General features: G+C 27.7%; 18 protein-coding genes and 2 riboswitches. Of the genes, 2 read left to right on the top strand and 16 right to left on the bottom strand.

The window, feature by feature from the left end; translation table 11 throughout:
* Nucleotides 1–105 precede the first annotated feature (105 nt).
* The gene (locus tag JWF52_RS00755; RefSeq protein ID WP_208331456.1) at nt 106–1,278 is read left to right on the top strand and encodes an iron-containing alcohol dehydrogenase; all 1,173 of its coding nucleotides are present in this window, start codon (nt 106–108) and stop codon (nt 1,276–1,278) included.
* A gap of 13 nt (nt 1,279–1,291) precedes the next feature.
* Here JWF52_RS00755 and JWF52_RS00760 read toward each other — a convergent pair whose 3' ends face one another.
* The 11 genes from JWF52_RS00760 to JWF52_RS00810 form a co-directional block, all read right to left on the bottom strand.
* Nucleotides 1,292–1,732, bottom strand: a complete 441-nt coding sequence (locus tag JWF52_RS00760; protein WP_208331457.1) for a DUF134 domain-containing protein — start codon at nt 1,730–1,732, stop codon at nt 1,292–1,294.
* 279 nt (nt 1,733–2,011) lie between these two features.
* Nucleotides 2,012–3,349, bottom strand: a complete 1,338-nt coding sequence (locus JWF52_RS00765) for a LysM peptidoglycan-binding domain-containing protein (protein ID WP_208331458.1) — start codon at nt 3,347–3,349, stop codon at nt 2,012–2,014.
* A 165-nt stretch (nt 3,350–3,514) separates the two neighbouring features.
* Complete coding sequence (gene glpK, locus JWF52_RS00770; RefSeq protein ID WP_208331459.1) at nt 3,515–5,053, bottom strand: glycerol kinase GlpK; 1,539 nt, start codon at nt 5,051–5,053, stop codon at nt 3,515–3,517.
* 106 nt (nt 5,054–5,159) lie between these two features.
* The gene (locus tag JWF52_RS00775; protein ID WP_208331460.1) at nt 5,160–5,957 is read right to left on the bottom strand and encodes an MIP/aquaporin family protein; all 798 of its coding nucleotides are present in this window, start codon (nt 5,955–5,957) and stop codon (nt 5,160–5,162) included.
* Nucleotides 5,958–6,172: 215 nt separating this feature from the next.
* Nucleotides 6,173–6,724, bottom strand: coding sequence for a glycerol-3-phosphate responsive antiterminator (locus JWF52_RS00780; protein WP_208331461.1), 552 nt, complete (start codon nt 6,722–6,724; stop codon nt 6,173–6,175).
* 189 nt (nt 6,725–6,913) lie between these two features.
* Entirely contained in the window at nt 6,914–8,350 is a 1,437-nt protein-coding gene (gene gcvPB / locus JWF52_RS00785) for an aminomethyl-transferring glycine dehydrogenase subunit GcvPB (RefSeq protein ID WP_208331462.1), read from the bottom strand.
* Complete coding sequence (gene gcvPA, locus JWF52_RS00790; protein WP_286183929.1) at nt 8,351–9,745, bottom strand: aminomethyl-transferring glycine dehydrogenase subunit GcvPA; 1,395 nt, start codon at nt 9,743–9,745, stop codon at nt 8,351–8,353. It lies immediately after the preceding gene.
* 55 nt (nt 9,746–9,800) lie between these two features.
* The gene (gcvT, locus tag JWF52_RS00795; RefSeq protein ID WP_208331463.1) at nt 9,801–10,913 is read right to left on the bottom strand and encodes a glycine cleavage system aminomethyltransferase GcvT; all 1,113 of its coding nucleotides are present in this window, start codon (nt 10,911–10,913) and stop codon (nt 9,801–9,803) included.
* 166 nt (nt 10,914–11,079) lie between these two features.
* Nucleotides 11,080–11,184: riboswitch (glycine riboswitch) on the bottom strand.
* Nucleotides 11,185–11,266: 82 nt separating this feature from the next.
* Nucleotides 11,267–12,217, bottom strand: a complete 951-nt coding sequence (gene msrA, locus JWF52_RS00800) for a peptide-methionine (S)-S-oxide reductase MsrA (protein ID WP_208331464.1) — start codon at nt 12,215–12,217, stop codon at nt 11,267–11,269.
* Between the two features lie 55 nt (nt 12,218–12,272).
* Nucleotides 12,273–12,902 carry an HAD family hydrolase gene (locus JWF52_RS00805; RefSeq protein WP_208331465.1) on the bottom strand — a complete coding sequence of 210 codons (630 nt, stop codon included), beginning with the start codon at nt 12,900–12,902 and terminating at the stop codon, nt 12,273–12,275.
* Between the two features lie 110 nt (nt 12,903–13,012).
* Nucleotides 13,013–13,405, bottom strand: coding sequence for a hypothetical protein (locus JWF52_RS00810; RefSeq protein ID WP_208331466.1), 393 nt, complete (start codon nt 13,403–13,405; stop codon nt 13,013–13,015).
* A gap of 147 nt (nt 13,406–13,552) precedes the next feature.
* On the opposite strand from JWF52_RS00810, the gene JWF52_RS00815 reads away from it, so the two are divergent.
* Nucleotides 13,553–14,185, top strand: a complete 633-nt coding sequence (locus JWF52_RS00815) for a peptidylprolyl isomerase (RefSeq protein WP_208331467.1) — start codon at nt 13,553–13,555, stop codon at nt 14,183–14,185.
* A 40-nt stretch (nt 14,186–14,225) separates the two neighbouring features.
* On the opposite strand, the gene add is transcribed toward JWF52_RS00815, so the two are convergent.
* From add to JWF52_RS19110, 5 genes are all read right to left on the bottom strand, one after another.
* Nucleotides 14,226–15,212: an adenosine deaminase gene (add, locus tag JWF52_RS00820; RefSeq protein ID WP_208331468.1), complete on the bottom strand. Its 987-nt coding sequence runs from the start codon at nt 15,210–15,212 to the stop codon at nt 14,226–14,228.
* A gap of 100 nt (nt 15,213–15,312) precedes the next feature.
* Nucleotides 15,313–15,412, bottom strand: a riboswitch (purine riboswitch).
* 271 nt (nt 15,413–15,683) lie between these two features.
* On the bottom strand, nt 15,684–15,974 hold the full coding sequence (locus tag JWF52_RS00825; protein WP_208331469.1) for a cell wall-binding repeat-containing protein: 291 nt from the start codon (nt 15,972–15,974) through the stop codon (nt 15,684–15,686).
* A 316-nt stretch (nt 15,975–16,290) separates the two neighbouring features.
* A complete protein-coding gene (locus JWF52_RS00830; protein WP_208331470.1) occupies nt 16,291–16,470 on the bottom strand; it encodes a hypothetical protein in 180 nt (59 codons plus the stop codon).
* 15 nt (nt 16,471–16,485) lie between these two features.
* Entirely contained in the window at nt 16,486–16,695 is a 210-nt protein-coding gene (locus tag JWF52_RS00835; protein WP_208331471.1) for a hypothetical protein, read from the bottom strand.
* A 649-nt stretch (nt 16,696–17,344) separates the two neighbouring features.
* Nucleotides 17,345–17,860 (bottom strand): PH domain-containing protein, encoded by a 516-nt coding sequence (locus tag JWF52_RS19110; RefSeq protein WP_286183930.1) that lies wholly within the window; start codon nt 17,858–17,860, stop codon nt 17,345–17,347.
* Between the last annotated feature and the right edge of the window lie 230 nt (nt 17,861–18,090).

Consider the following 18,090-nt stretch of genomic DNA (forward strand, 5'->3'; position numbering starts at 1 on the left):
CTTCTTTTTTTATTATATATCTATGTACTTTTAAGTTTTTAATTATGGTATTATACTAATAATACCATTTCTTAATATAATACTTACTACGATAAAGGAGAAATAATGAATAATTTTGAATGGAGTTTTGAGACTAAAATAATATTTGGTAAAGATAATGAAAATAATATTGGTGATGAATGCATAAAATATGGAAATAAAATATTGATTGTAAGAAGTAATGGTAATCATGTTGAATCGTCTGGACTTATGAACAAAGTTAAAAAATCCTTAACTAATAATAACATAGAGTTTTTTGAATTATCTGGTATAGTTCCAAATCCTACAATAGACAAAGTAAGGGAAGGAGTTAAAATTTGTTTAGATGAAAATATAGATTTAGTTCTTGCAATTGGTGGCGGTAGTATTATAGATACCGCTAAAGCTATATCTGCAGGTGTTTATTATAGTGGCGATGTTTGGGATTTATTTACTCAAAATATACAAATAGATAAAGTACTTCCCTTAGGAGTAATACCAACCATAGCTGCATCTGGAAGTGAAGGTAGTATTGGTGCTGTAATCACTAATCCTGAAACTAATTCTAAGTTTGATATTTTAAGTCCATTACTTAGGCCAAAGTTTGCTATATTAAATCCAGAATTAACATTAACTTTACCTAAGTACCATACCTTCTGTGGTGTAGTAGATATATTATCTCATGCTATTGAAAGATATTTTACTAATACAGAAAATGTTGAACTTACTGATAGGCTAGGTGAAGCTCTTATGAAAACTGTTATTAATAATGGATTAATTTTAGTAAATGATTCAACTAACTATAATGCTAGATCTGAAATAATGTGGGCATCAACATTAGCTCACAATGGTTTATTAGATACTGGTAGAAATAGCTGCTGGGCTTCCCATATGATAGCTACTGAATTAAGTGCTCATTACAATGCAATTCATGGAGCAACTTTATCAGTTATAATACCGGCTTGGATGGAGTACATTTATAAATATGATTTAAAACGTTTTGCTACTTTTGCTAGTGAAGTATTTAAAGTTAAGTATGATGAAAATAATCTAGAATCAACTGCAAAACAAGGTATTTATGAAATAAAGGAATTCTTTAGAAAATTAAATATGCCTACAACTATGAAAGAACTTGGCATAAATGATGATTCATTATTTGATAAAATGTCTATTCAAGCTACACGTTTTGGAAATATAGGATGTATCAAATTATTAGATTCTAATGATGTAAAAAATATATTTAATATTGCTTATAAATAAAAATAGGAAGTAGCTACTTCCTATTTTTATTTATAAATTTATATTGGTTTTTTATAAATCCAGCTTCTTCACTAGTCATTACTTTAGTTGAAAAACATATTGGACATATTATATCTTCTTTTTCGTAATTTATAGTATAAATACTACCGCATGTAGCACATCTAAAAGTACAAAGCGTTGTAATTATATCCTCAGGCCTTATTTCCTTTTCATCTTTTACAATAATGGAAGTTCCATTTATTAAAGCCTCAGTTATTTTTTTCCTAGCAGATTTTAATAATCCTTCAAACTCTTTTGAACTTATATTCATTTCTTTTGAACTATTTTTATCATTTAAATCTTTTACATCTTTTAATGTTAGTGCCTTTAATTCTAATGGATTTATTTCTATACCCTTTAAGTCCTTTTCATCTAGTTCACTTGAAACAAAATAATTTAATACTTTTGTTTCCATAATATATTCCCCCTAAATAATTACTTATCTAATAATAGTATATGTTAAATATAAAAGGAATTGATAAAGTTATCAATTCCTTTTATATTTAGTCTATTTCAAGTTTTACATTATATTCATTTAACCAGGTATCTAATTGAACTAAATATGCCATTACTTGTGGATCTGTCATTAATTGTCCAAACCAAGGTTTTGTAAATGATTCTCCATCTGTGTTTATAATATTTTCAATTCCATTTTTATCTATTATTTCTAATATTCTTGCATTTTTATTGATTATTATATTTTTAAAACTTGTCCAGGATAAATTAAGTTTGGATTTGGTATATCATTTAATATAACTAATCCATTAACTGTCATATTAAATTTTTTAGCTATGCCGCTTAGAGTATCTCCTGATTTTACCACATATATGCCTCTAAAATTATTATCCTTTGGTGATTGTCCTGAACATAGTATTTTTAAAGCTTGTCCTGGATAGATTAGGTTTGGATTTGATATCCCATTTAGTTTAACTAGTTCATCAACTGTTGTATTAAACATTCTAGCTATAAAAGTTAAGTTATCGCCAGATTGAACTATATAAGTTTTAAGATATTGTTTTGAAGATGATGCTGAATATTTTTTCCCTGATTTTGTAGGTATTTTTAAAACTTGTCCTGGATAGATTAGGTTTGGATTTGGTATATCATTTAAATTTACTAATTCATTAACGGTAGTCTCAAATTTTTTAGCTATTGAAGTCAATGTATTTCCTATCTGAACTATATAAGTTTGATTAAATACCTCTTTTTTTATGGTTGTAGGTATAGAACTATATATTTTTAAGGTTTGACCTGGGTATATTAAATTAGGATTTGAAATATTATTTATTAATGCTATTTTATCATATGTTGTATTAAATTTTTGAGCTATACCACTTAATGTATTTCCTGGCTGAACTACATAGTATATAACATGACTATTATTAGAACTAGGTTTTATATCTCCTGGTAAGTTTGAGCTACTATCTAATAGTATTTCATTTTTAAAATTATCCAAGTCTGTATTTGCACTTATACCAGGTACATTTCCTGTATCTGAATACTGCCATCCTGCGTAGTTATTTCTCCATATTGGATTGCTAGAAGGGTAGTCTACTCCGTACTCTGCAACCCATAGTGGATAATTTCCAAGGCCAGATTCTGGATTTAGCTTTGTTTGTGCAAAATTTGTATACGTGTATATAGCTACATCTAAACCGCTTATATTCTTTACTTCTTCTAAAAACTCTATTGCTTGGTTTGATAATTCATAGTTGCTTAATCCACCGGTTTCTTCTAAATCTAAAACTAATCTAGCATCGGGAGTTAATCCACTTAATGCATTTACAAAGTATTGTGCTTGTTCATTTGGAGTTGGTGAAAATCCTGGATTAAAAAAATGATAAAATCCTACCTTAAGACCATTTTCCTTAGCTCCATTATAAAATTCATGAAGGTATGGATCTATATAATAAGTTCCTTCAGTGGCTTGGATATATACTATCTCAACTCCGCTACTAGCTACCTGAGAAAAATCTATATTTCCTGACCAGTTACTTATATCTATACCCTTTATTGTATTTAATTCTGACATTATATCTTACTCCTTTCTATATAGTTAAGCAGATAAATCACTACTTTGTATTATTATATTGTTTTTTGTCTAAAAATGTTCTTTGCCTTAAATTTACTCATAAAAAATAGCCTTCCGATACACTGTATAGAAGGCTCTCTTATCTAAATATTTAATTTTAATAATTTATCCTTTTATTTCTGCTAACTCTTTTTCAAATTCTTCATCTTCTTTTGCCCACTCTAAAGATCTTTGTACTGCTCTTTTCCATCCTTTATATAAGACTTTTCTTTTATTCTCACTCATATTAGGAGCGAATTCTTGGTCTATAATCCATGAATTTTTTATATCATCTTTGTTTTCATAAAAACCTACTGCAAGTCCTGCTAAATATGCAGCTCCTAAAGCAGTTGTTTCAACAATTTTAGGTCTATTTATATTTACATCTAATATGTCTGATTGGAACTGCATTAGGAAGTCATTAGCACTTGCTCCACCATCAACTTTAAGACCTTTTAGTTTTATACCTGAATCTTCTTGCATTGCTTCTAATATATCTTTTACTTGATATGCTATTGATTCTAAAGTAGCTCTTACTAAATGTTCTCTATTAGCTCCACGAGTAAGACCCATTACAGAACCTCTAGCGTACATATCCCAATAAGGAGCTCCAAGACCTGCAAATGCTGGAACAACATATACACCATTAGTATCTTCTACAGATTTAGCATAAAATTCACTTTGTTTTGCATTATATAGTATTTTAAGCTCATCTCTTAACCATTGTATAGCTGCTCCTCCTATAAAGATACTTCCTTCTAAAGCGTATTCAACTTTTCCATCTACTCCCCACGCTATAGTAGTTAATAGTCCATTTTTAGATTCAACCATTTTTTCACCGGTATTCATTAACATGAAACATCCTGTTCCATAAGTATTTTTAGCGCTACCTTCTTCAAAACATGTTTGCCCAAATAATGCTGATTGTTGATCTCCTGCACATCCCGATATAGGAATTTGAGCTCCTGCAAGCATTGCTTCATCAGTATATCCATATACACAACTTGAAGGTTTAACTTCTGGAAGCATTGATTTTGGTATACCTAATAATTCAAGTATCTCATCATCCCATTTTAATTCTTTTATATTATAAAGCATAGTTCTAGCAGCATTTGAATAGTCCGTTACATGTACCTTTCCACGAGTTAAATTCCATATTAGCCAAGTATCTATAGTACCAAATAGTAAATCACCATTCTCTGCTTTTTCTCTAGCACCTTCTACATTATCTAATATCCATTTTATTTTTGTTCCTGAAAAATATGCATCTATTAAAAGACCTGTTTTTTCTTTTATTTTACTATCATAGCCATCTTTTTTTAATTTATCGCATATTGCTGAAGTTCTTCTGCATTGCCATACTATTGCATTATACACTGGTTTACCTGTGTGTTTATCCCAAACTACAGTAGTTTCTCTTTGATTTGTTATACCAATAGCAGCTACTTCCTCCGGTCTTATAGAATTAGTTTCTATAACTTCTCTCATTACGCCACTTTGACTTCCCCATATTTCCATTGCATTATGCTCTACCCAACCTGGCTTTGGATAGTATTGAGTAAACTCCTTTTGAGATGATGATACTATATTTCCTTCTTTATCAAATAAAATAGCTCTTGAACTAGTCGTACCTTGATCTAGAGACATTATATATTTCTTTTCCATTTTTATTCCTCCAATTTTGTTATTTAAAGTTTAACTATGTTTAAATTTAATTATATTTTCCAATTTATTATTATAATTTTAATATATATTAATAAATTTTACTAATTTATTTTGCTTTTTGTGTTATTTCTTCTGCTTCCATGTACCTTTTTATACCTTTATCAAATACAAAACCTGCAAATAATCCACCTATTATAGGTCCTACTATAGGAACCCAGAAGTACATATTTTGACCCAATGCATTAGTTCCCCATCCTGCTATTATTGCAAATAGCTTGGGACCAAAGTCTCTAGCTGGATTCATAGCAAATCCTGTTAAAACTCCAAAACTTGCACCTATTATAGCAATAGTTAATCCTATCATTACTGGAGCTAAATTAGATAGTGGCTTATTACTATTTCTAGCCTCTCCTACTGCTAATATTACCATTACTAAAAACATAGTTATTATAATTTCTGTAAGTAAAGCCGTGAATATGCTTATTTCTGAATGAGGATATGTAGAAAAGATTCCTGCTGTAGCTAAACCATCTATACTTGATCTAACTATATTATTTGATGCTTCAAAAGATAAAAATAAATTTTTAAATAATAAATATACTGTAGCTGCTCCTAAAAAACATCCCGTTATTTGAGATATTATATAAGGTATAACCTTTTTCTTTGGAAAATCTCTGTAAACCATTAAAGCAATTGTAACTGCTGGGTTTATATGAGTTCCTGATACTGCTCCTGTAACATAGATTGCCATAGTAACTGCTAAACCCCAAATAATACTTATTTCCCATTGAGAAATACTTGCTCCGCTTAGTACAAGTGATGCAACACTTCCGCATCCTATAAAAATTAGTACCCATGAACCAATAAACTCTGAAATGCATTCTCCTGTCAATGTCTTTTTCATTTTAACTTCCCCCTTAATTTTTAATATCATTAAAATGAAGTGGACAAAAAACAGAGAGAGCCTATATTTTCAATAGTACGGCTCTCTCTTCTCTCGCCCAGTGTTAAGTTAATTAAATATTATCATGAAAACATTTTCCAGTCAATTAAAAACATCGTTAGATAAATATCAAACACATTTTTTTGTTTTAAATCTAAAACTATGGGTAATTAAAATTACCAAATTTCTATTTTGCTTGTTGATACTGCCATCGCTCCACAAGATAATACTTTAATTATCTCTTCTTTTTCATCTATAAGTCCCCCACATATTATAGGTATATTTGGATATTCTTTACTCATTTTTTTTATGACCTTTGGCAATATCCCAGGCATAATTTCTATAGCTTGTGGCTTTACTTTTTTTAAGCTTTCAATTGCATTTTCTAAAGATATAGAATCTATAAAGAAAAATCTTTGAACCACGTTTAAATTTAATTCTATAGCTCTTTTAACGATATTTGTTTTTGTTGTTATTATACCATCTAAATTTAATTCATTTTTTACATAATCTACTATTACCGGGCTAGATGATACTCCTGTTATCATATCTATATGAACAAAAACCTTTTTACCATGTTTTTGTAAATATTTAACCTTTTTTCTAAGTGTAAGTATATCTCCATTTAGCAAAAATACAATGTCACAATCTGATTCTATAACTTGCTCCATCTCAGTATCATTTTTTATAGCTCCTATTATAGGATTTACTTCTAATAATTCTCTCATTTCGTCCCCCTAAAATCTCATACTACTAAATATATTTTTATATAGTTTATATTTTTCTTATACTATGAAATATATCACAATATATATAAAAAAACAGTATACACATTATATAATAATTAATTAACTTTTATAACCAATAAAAAATAGCCTACAAATTATTATATGTAAGCTATTTTTAAAACTATAATTTTACCATTTTAATACTTGCTTTTTAGCCGCTCTAGTCTCATCTATTCTTCTAACTATTGTATCGTGAGGAGCAGCCTTTAAAATTTCTGGTTGTTCTTTAATTTCTTTTGAAATTTCAATCATTGAATCTACAAATTTATCTAAAGTTTCTAGACTTTCTGTCTCAGTTGGCTCTATCATTATTGCACTATCTACTATAATTGGGAAATAAACTGTAGGTGGATGGTATCCATAATCTAATAGTCTTTTTGCAACATCCATAGTAGTTACTTCTCCCAGATTTTTTCCACTTAATACAAATTCATGCTTGCATACAGTATCAAAAGGTAAAGTGTAATACTTCTTTAATTTTTCTTTTAAATAGTTTGCATTTAAAACAGCTACTTCACTTGCTAATTTTAATCCTTCTGCCCCCATACTTAATATATAAGAATAAGCTTTTAATATAACACCAAAATTTCCATAGTAGTTCTTTATCTTACCTATAGATTTTTCTTTATTATAGTTTAGTGTATATCCATTATCATTTTTTTCGATTATTGGCACTGGTAAAAATGGTATAAGATCCTTTTTTACTCCTACTGGCCCGCTTCCAGGCCCTCCGCCTCCATGAGGTGTCGAAAATGTTTTATGAAGATTTAAATGAACAACATCAAACCCCATGTCTGAAGGTCTAGTGATTCCCATAATAGCATTCATATTTGCACCATCATAATATAGCAGGCCTCCCGCTTCATGTACTAAATCTGCAATTTCAGATATATTTTTTTCAAATATACCTAATGTACTTGGGTTTGTAAGCATAAGTGCACATATTTCATCATCTAATACTTTTTTTAAAGTTTTTATATCCACACATCCATTTTCATCAGATTTTATTTGAACTATTTTACATCCACATAGACTTGCACTCGCTGGATTTGTTCCATGTGCTGAATCAGGTACTATTATTTTATTTCTTTTAAAATCTCCTCTATTTTCGTGATATGACTTTATAAGCATAAGCCCTGTTAATTCTCCGTGTGATCCTGCTGCAGGTTGTAATGTTATAGCATCCATTCCAGTTATTTCTTTTATCATATTTGAAAAGTCATACATTATTTTAAGTGACCCTTGTGTTGTTCTTTCATTTTGGTATGGATGTATATTTGTAAATCCGTCTAGAGATGCTACATCTTCATTTATTTTAGGATTATATTTCATAGTACAAGAACCTAATGGATAAAATCCAGTATCAACTCCAAAGTTTTTATTTGATAAAAGTGTAAAATGTCTAACTACATCTACTTCACTAACTTCTGGAAGTTTAGGTGTAGTTTTTCTTTTTAATTTATCTGAAATTAGACTATCATTTCCATTAACATCTAATGGAGGAAGTGAGTAGGCACACCTTCCTTCTTTTGAGATTTCTATTAATAATTTATTATAATCTTTCACTTATATATCCCCCATAGTTTTAAATTTTTCTTCACTATTATCAAAGCTCATGTTAGATATAGTATTAACTAAATTATCAATTTCATCTTTACTTCTTTTTTCTGTAACACAGTATAAAGAGCAATTTTTAAGTTCATTATATTTATTTTCTAAGTTGTATCCTCCAATTATGTTTTCTTTTATAAGACTATCATTGATTAAGTCTGTATTATATTTTGATTTAAGCACAAACTCATTAAAAAATTCTCCTGTAAATACCTTTTTATACTTGCCAGTTTTTATTAATTCATTGTAAGTATAGTTAGACTTTTGAATACATTGATTTGCTACTTCTTTTAACCCCTTATATCCCATAGTTGCCATATACACAGTTGCAGCAAGTGCATTTAATGCTTGATTTGAACAAATATTAGATGTAGCTTTTCCTCTTCTTATATGTTGTTCTCTAGCTTGAAGAGTTAATACGTATGCTCTTTTACCTTCTAAATCAACAGTTTCTCCAACTATTCTTCCTGGTAATTTTCTTACATTTTTAGATTTAGTACTTATAAAACCTAAATATGGACCTCCAAAATTTAGAGGATTGCCTAATGGTTGAGCTTCCCCAACAGCTATATCTGCACCAATCTCGCCAGGAGGTTTTAAGATACCTAAAGATATTGGATTTACATTCATAACAAGCATTGCTTTATTTTCATGTGTTATAGTTTCTATATCTTCCATTTCTTCTATTACTCCAAAGAAGTTAGGATTTTGAATTAACACACATGCACTTTCTTTATCTATATAGGCTTTTAAGCTATCTGCATCTGTTCTTCCACTTACTTTATCATAATCTATTTCAATTACTTCAATTTCATTAAATCTCATATATGTTTTTATAACTTCCATAATTTCTGGATTTATAGCTTTAGATACTAATATTTTTTTCTTATTTTTAGAGCTATTTATAGCCATTAAACAACCTTCAACACTTGCAGTTGCACCATCATACATAGATGCATTAGATATATCCATCCCTGTAAGTTCAGATATCATAGATTGAAATTCAAATATAACCTGTAATGTACCTTGACTTATTTCCCCTTGATATGGAGTATAAGCTGTATAAAACTCTGATCTTGATGTTACATGTTTTATTAATGATGGTATATAATGATCATATGCACCCGCTCCTAAAAAGCAAGTCATTTCTTCTGTTGTTATATTTTCTTTAGACAAATCTTTTAATTTTTGGCATATTTCCATCTCGCTCTTTGAACTTTCTAAGTATAATTTTCTATTTAACTTTAAATCATAAGGTATATCATCAAACAAGTTGTCTATAGATTTTACTCCTATTTCATTTAGCATTTTTAATTTATCATCTTCTGTAAGTGGTATATATTTAAACATAATTTAGCCCCCATAATAAATTTAATATCAATCTAAACAATCTTAATACTTCCCTTTATACATGAGTTAATGTTGGTTTAATATAAAATTTCTTATTTATGACTTTTGCTTTTGCTTTCTTATTTCTAATTATTATATCTATTTCTTTTCCTATTTCAGCATAATTAAAATCTATAAGAGCTAATCCTATACATTTATTTAAAGTTGGTGATTTATATCCAGTTGTAACGTAGCCTATTACTCTATCTTCAATACTAACTTCATATCCATGTCTTGCTATATTTTTTCCTATTATTTCAAAACCTACAAGTTTTCTGTCTAATCCATTTTCTTTTTGTCTTAATAATTCTTCTTTTCCTATAAAATCGTCTTTATTTAATTTAACGAAAAATGAAAAACCTGCTTCAAGTGGTGTAATTTTATTACTTAATTCATTTCCGTAAAGAGGTAGACATGCTTCAAATCTTAGGGTATCTCTACATCCAAGTCCACAAGGTTTTATGTTATTTTTTTCACCTACTTCTAATAGTTTTACCCAAACGCTTTCTACATCTTCATTTTTACAATATATTTCAAACCCATCTTCCCCTGTGTATCCAGTTCTTGATATTAAAGCATTAACTCCATTAACATTTATATTATTTCTAAAGTAAAATGGTTTAATTTCGTCTAAATTTTCATTACATATTTCTTGAAGTATTTCTTGAGATAAAGGTCCTTGAATTGCAATTTCTGAAACTTTATTAGATATGTTTATAATGTCTACATTGTAACATTTTTTGTTATCGTTCATCCAATTAAAATCTTTTTCTATATTACTTGCATTTATAACTAAATAATAGTAATTTTCATTAAATTTATAAACTAATAAATCGTCAACTACTCCTCCATGAGGATAACACATAAAGGTATACATGGCTTGATTATTTTCTAATTTACAAACATCATTTGTTACTAAATTTTGAATATATTCTTTTGCATCCTTTCCTTTAATTTCAACTTCTCCCATGTGTGACACATCAAATATACCTGAATGGTTTCTTACAGCTTCATGTTCTTTTTTTAATCCTTCATATTCTATTGGCATAAACCATCCTGCAAAATCTACCATCTTTGCCCCTAAAGATTCATGCTGACCTGCTAAATGCGTTTTCTTTAAATTTTCCATACTTTAAATCTCCCTTTAAAATATAAATTACTTCAACATAAAAAAAGGATATAGGTATATTAAGTAATATTCCTATATCCTCTGTTTCTTGTACCTGAAAGTTTTAATACTCGGTATTATTGCTTCTTCGGTGCCTTATATTTAATATAAGGTCTTTCCAGAGATCCATCGGTTAACGATATATTTGCCTGAAAGTTTCTTTGAAAAATTGGAAGTTTTCCAAATTGCTTCTTCGGCTCTTTAATTAAAAAGTATCTCTCGTTAACGTCACTTGGCAAGTATTTTATTTTATATTTCAATTGTAGTAGTATACTTTACTAGTGTCAACAAATATAAATAGTTATTTTTGCTTTTTATATTTTATCTAAATAATATCCATATCCTTCTTCATCCATTTTATCTAGAGGAATGAATTTAAGTGATGCAGAGTTTATACAGTATCTAAGACCACCTAATTCTTTTGGTCCATCATCAAATACATGACCTAAATGAGAATCTGATTTATTACTTCTTACCTCTACCCTATACATTCCGTGAGAAAAATCAAATTTTTCATCTATAGATTTATCATCAACAGGTTTTGAAAAACTTGGCCATCCACAACCAGAATCGAATTTATCTTTAGATGAAAATAGCACTTCTCCGCTTATAATATCTACATATATTCCTTTTTCCTTATTATCATAGTACTCATTTTTAAATGGCGGTTCTGTTTTATCATTTTGTGTTACTTCAAATTGGATAGGAGTTAAAATTTTTTTTAGATCATTCTTATTATATTTACTCTCAGACCAATTGTTCTTTATAAAGTCATATCTTCCAGAACCTTTATAGTACATATCATAATGAAGTGGATTTTTTTTATAATAATTTTGATGATAATCCTCAGCCTCATAAAATGCACTGGCTGGAACTATTTGTGTTGCAATTTTTTTATTAAATTTATTGCTTTTTTCTAAGCTTTCTTTAGATTTAATGGCAAGTTCTTTTTGAGTATCATCATGATAGAATATTACTGTTTTATACTTATGTCCTCTATCATTAAATTGCCCATGCTCATCTGTTGGATCTATTTGTTTCCAAAATATATTTAAAAGTTCATTATAGCTTATTAAAGATTCATCATATGTAATTTGAATAGCTTCTATATGACCTGTAGTATCTGTGCAAACCTGTTCATATGTTGGTTTTTTTGTATGTCCTCCAGTATATCCAGATACAACTTTTAATACTCCATCATATTTGTCAAATGGCTTTACCATACACCAAAAACATCCACCTGAAAATGTAGCAAGTTTATTCATAATATCAACTCCTTCAAGAATTTTATATTTTATTTATTCCCTAAAGAAGTGTGTATTAATCTATTATTAATTTTAATAAATCACTAGGAGTTTCTAAATTTATATCTGCATTTATATCCATATGATTTTTAGCTCCCCAAAGTGCAAGGCCAAAATCCATGTTGCATGACTTTGCACAATTGTAATCAGATAATGAATCTCCTATATATATAGCTTCCTCTGGATTAATTTTTAGTTTTTGTATTACTTTTTCAAGAGGTTCTGGATGTGGTTTATGATTTATTGTATCATCTTCTAATATTACTATACTCATATATTCATGTAGTCCTGTTGGCATAAAGTCTATATCATATTGAGCTCTATTTTTAGAGCTAACAATCCCACAAAGTATATTATTTGAATAAATATCTTTTATTACGCAATCTATATTAGTAAATAATGTTGCTCCTTCTTCATATTCATTTACATACTTTACCCATTTATCATATGAAGATTCTATATCTTCAAAACCCAATGTCTCTAATGTTTTTTTCCCCGGTAGTGCTAAAGCAAACAGTAAGTCTTCATAATTCATATCTATATTTTTCTCTTCTTTTATTAATCTCTTAAGTGGAATCAAATTCATTTTTTCTGTATTTAATATTGTTCCGTCTATATCAAATATAATACTTTTATATCTTTTCATGTTAAATCCCCCCATTTAAAATTTCCTATTATAAAATATAAAAACTATTTTATATAATATATTGTATATCAATATAATTTATAATTCTATACATTGTAGTTTTACATTTTTTATTTATTAAATAAATTATATCTAGAAAGTTTTATTCTAAGTTCCTCACCTTGTTTTACAGTTATTATTTTATCTCTTACCATATTATCTAGTGTCGCTAGTTTAAGAGCTCTTTTTTGTTTTTCGCATTTTTCTGATGGAGCTTCTATTTCATCACTTATCATTTGTTGTCTTAAATAATTTCCTATATTTGATACGTCTTTATTGCTAAGAATATCTTTTTTTCTTAATTCTTCAATACATGATTTCCATATAAATTGTGCATTTTCAACTTTCTTCCTCTCAGCCGTATATTGATACTCCATTATAGGCTCTTTTGCATTTGTTATGCATAGATTAAAATTAGAAATAAATATTGTACATATTAATATAAGTATAAATTTCTTTTTCATAATTATACCTCCATAAATAATATCATTAAATCTATTATGTGTAATTGGCATAATAGTCATTCTTTGATAATTATCTTTATAGATTTTTAAATTTAAATATTTATGATATAATGAGTCCATAAATTAACAAAAGGATGGTATAACAAAATGGTAAAAAAAATAAAGAAAATATTTTTATGTGCTTTACTTACCACATCGGTAGCATTAGTCGGGTGTTCTAAAAAAGTTCCTATGGTAGATGAAGTTAGAACACCTCCAAAAGAACTTCCTATCGCAACAATTACTATAAAAGATTACGGAACTATTGAAGCAGAACTTTATCCTCATATTACTCCTAATACAGTAAATAACTTTATTTATTTAGCTAATAGTGGATTTTATAATGGACTTACATTACATAGAATAGTTAAAGATTTTGTACTTCAAGGTGGATGCCCTGAAGGGACAGGAATGGGCGGCCCTGGATATAGTATAAAGGGAGAATTTACAAATAATAATTTTAAAAATGATTTAAAACATACTGAAGGTGTTTTATCTATGGCTAGAAGTCAAAATAATGATAGTGCTGGAAGCCAGTTTTTTATAGTTACTAAAGATGCACCTAACTTAGATGGTAGTTATGCTGGTTTTGGTAAGGTTATAAATGGTATGGATATTGTAAAAAAACTTGAAAATGTTGAAGTTGGCAATAATGATAAACCTGAAAAAGATATTATAATAGAATCTATAAAAGTAGATACTAAAGGTATTGATTACAAAAAACCTGAAAAATTAAAGTAATATAAAAATACTGTAGTAACTATTAGTTACTACAGTATTTTTATATTAATGCCTTTAGCCATTGTTTAGTTTTTTCATCTGCAAATGTTGCTTCTACAGTATATAAATAAATATCCTTATATCTATCTTTAACTTCTAAGTTATTAAACATTAAATCTATCTCATTACTTAAATCTATATTTGATACAGTTCTATTGTCCGTATTTATAGTTGTTTTTATATCATCTTTGAAAAAATTATAAAATGGATATTCTTCTATGCTCTCAATTGCTTTTGTTTGGATATTACTTGTAGGACACATCTCAAGTATAATTCCTTTTTCTTTGACTAAGTCATAAGCTTCTCTCATATCTTTTATTCTTACTCCATGTCCAATTCTTGTTGCCCCTAATATATTAATTGCATCAATTACATTTTTTGCACTAGCAGCCTCTCCAGCATGTACTGTAATATTAAATCCATATTCCCTTGCTAAATCTGTAACTTTTTTAAATTCATTTGCAAATCCCTCTTTTTCAGGTCCGCATAAATCTATAGCTACAACACCTTTATTTAAAAACTTAAGTCCTGCATTTACAACTTCTATTCCATCTTCTTCACTCATTATTCTCATGCATCCTAGAATCAAATTGCCTTTTATATCATAGATATCTTCCGCCTTTTTAATTCCATATAATACACTTTGTATTATGTCATCTATACTAAGTCCATTTTTCCTATGAAGTTGAGGTGCAAATCTAACCTCTATATACTTAATGTTTTCTTTTGCTGCATCTTCTAGCAATTCAAATGCAATTCTTTCTAGTGCATAACTTGATTGCATAACATCATTAGGAAGTTCAAACCTTTTTAGGTATTCATTAAGTGAAGTACATTCCTTTGGTACTTGTATTATTTCTTTAATTATACCGCTATCAAATGAAGGTATTTTTATATTTTCTTTTTTTGCTATATCTATTATTGTATCAGCTCTAACACTTCCATCTAAATGACAATGTAGATCTATTTTTGGTAATTTTTTTATCATAAGTTTGTCCCCCTTTTATTTAAATATTATTAGTTGATTTTTACTTTATTATGATTTTTTGTATAAAAAAATTCCCGACTACAAAGAAGTATTGTGCAATTTACATACAATACATCTTCGTAATCAAGAATTATCGGTTCTTGGTAGAGACCCCTAAACCATATTATTAGGGTTATACGAATTATTCTAAAGTACTGTATTTTCAATACTTTAGATAATATTTGATTTCAATTTGTCAGTTTATAGTCAGTTAAAAAAATAATCCACAGAAAAACACGAAGTTATCAACGGTATTATCCGTAACGACTTTTAATTATGCTTGGAACTCTCTAGGCATTTTTATTATTATATAATACATTAAAATTAATTACAAGTTTTAAATTTTATCATATAAAACTTAAATTTTCTATTAGGAGATACAACTTTTAATAGTTCCTTTGCATACATTTATATTAACTAGTTTCTATTCTGTTATTTCCTTGTATTCTTTCTATTTCTTTTATACTTTAATTGACTTTCTACTTTCAAACTAATTGCATTTGGTATACCTATTATGTATACATTCTCTACATTTTTAAGTTTAGATAGTGTTTCATTTGGTACTGTATCTTTCTTATCTAAAAGTATTGGTGCATTTACTGCTCCATATAATCCACTAGTGCTTAGCCCCTCTGCTAGACTTTTATCTGAATTCACTAATATAGCAATTGTATAATCCTGATTATCTGCTATCTTTGTAGCTGTTTCGTATATATTTACCACATTTTATTTCAGATACATTTGATATGCCGTATCAATGCTCGGTGCATAACCTAATACTAATGATAATGTTCACCCCCATGATAATAATTTCTTGGATATTTTCATTTATTCCCTACTAATATTTTAAATATCAAGATACAGTATATAATATTACATATGTTTAATTTTGTAATTAATTATCTGTTTTTTTATTTTTCTATACAAAAATAAGGTGTCTAATAAAAAGCTACCTTTAAATACTTTTAAATCTATATACTACTATCTAATTAATTTATTGTAATGTATATTGTCCTATTATAGTTTTCCCATCTTTTTTCTAAACAGGAATTACTCTAGGTCCTTCTTTTTCCCTATTTTCAATGTAAGCAATAGCTTCTTCTGGATTATTAGGCTGATTAGCTTCATCATATAAGTCTTTAAACTTATCTACAAAAAACCAACCTACTACTAGTATCATAAGTAGCAATATTAATATTGCATATAGATAAACTTTCAATAAAATCTAACCTCCTTATAAAATATTACTAAAATAATAATTCAATTTCATCATATGTAATATTTTATCTCCGTAAGGATCTAAATCTATAAAAACGTCAACTGAACTTCCAAAAGCATCTTTATTTTTTAAAATTAACTGATCCATATCGTCATCAAGTACAGCAGATTTCTTCTTTCTAAAAATATAATCAATACTATCTGCAATATTAAAATGCATTTTCATAAAAATCATCCTGAAATAAAAAAGTATGGCCATCCTATGTTATTCAACATGTTAACATTAATAATTTAAATAAACTATATATTGTGCTCTAATGGTTATTTTTTATGTGCTAATGGTAGTATATTGATAAAATCTAACTAAATACAAAATTGTTTTAACTTTTAAATAGTAAAGATTATACAACTATTTGAATTGTATCAAGTTAATTATTTCCAGCTATAGTTGCTTCATTTAAGTTTGATATTCATAAGAATGGACATCCTTAAAAATAAGAGGTGTAAATATGGAATTGTTGAATATAATATTGAAGAATTTCAGTAAATTAATTCTAATCATAGAGATAGCATTATTTGTAATTTTATTAACATTATATTTTAGTTTATAAAAAAGGGTAGACGTTTGGTATCTACCTTCTCTAATGTTAGACAAAAAATGAGTAAGATTACTGGTTTTATGTCTAATAATACTGTTATGGATGAATTAACATTTAAGGAAGTTAATAGTTTAAAGAATTAGTTAAGATTTTTAAATGAACAAATATAATTAGATATAAATCAAGTAGAAATATAAAAGGTGTCCCTTGAGGACACCTTTTATTAATAGGATATAAATAAAATTTAAATTAGTATTAAGATTAAATTACTATATATTATAATTTTAAAAGTTCTTTTTTCTTTATATCAAATTCTTCTTGCGTTAATGCACCAGCATCTAATAATTGTTTAAATTTAATTAATTCATCTGCACATGAGCTAGTATTTATTACTTGTCTTATAGGGCTTATAGTACTTGTATTTGGCTTATTATAATTTGCAATTTCTTTATTTACTCGATTAGTAAAGAAACTTAAAGATGGACTAGATACTCGTTCTATAGTTCTTGTAGTAGCTCCATCTGTAATTGATATTGTGCCATAAAGCCCATCTCTAGAATATGAAATACTATTTATTTTATATAAAGGAATGTCTATTAATGAACGCATACCTACTACTAATACACGCTTATTTGTACACACTATAATTCCTATACTATTATTAGCTGAACAACTCTCTAAAGCCCTAATATGTTCATCAACGCTAAGAATATTAGGTAATCGAACAATGAATTGTGAAGTTCCTATATTATCATAAGATAAAGCATTTATATCTTCTAAAACATCACGCATATGTTTTCGAGTTGAATCTTTATAACAACTAGAGTTATCGTAAATATATTTCTCTCTCCTTCAATATGGTAAATTGTATCATATTGAAGTCACTCTGTACAGTTTCAAGGATTTGAATAATATTAATTATATAGTAAAAAAATGATTTAAATAGTACCTAAAAGATCATAAAAATCGGTTAGAAAATAAAATTTTTACTAATTATTATCTTTATAATGGTTTAATTCTGA

Origin of the sequence: Clostridium sp. CCUG 7971, assembly GCF_017590215.1 — a bacterium.
In the GTDB taxonomy this organism is placed as follows: domain Bacteria; phylum Bacillota; class Clostridia; order Peptostreptococcales; family Peptostreptococcaceae; genus Faecalimicrobium.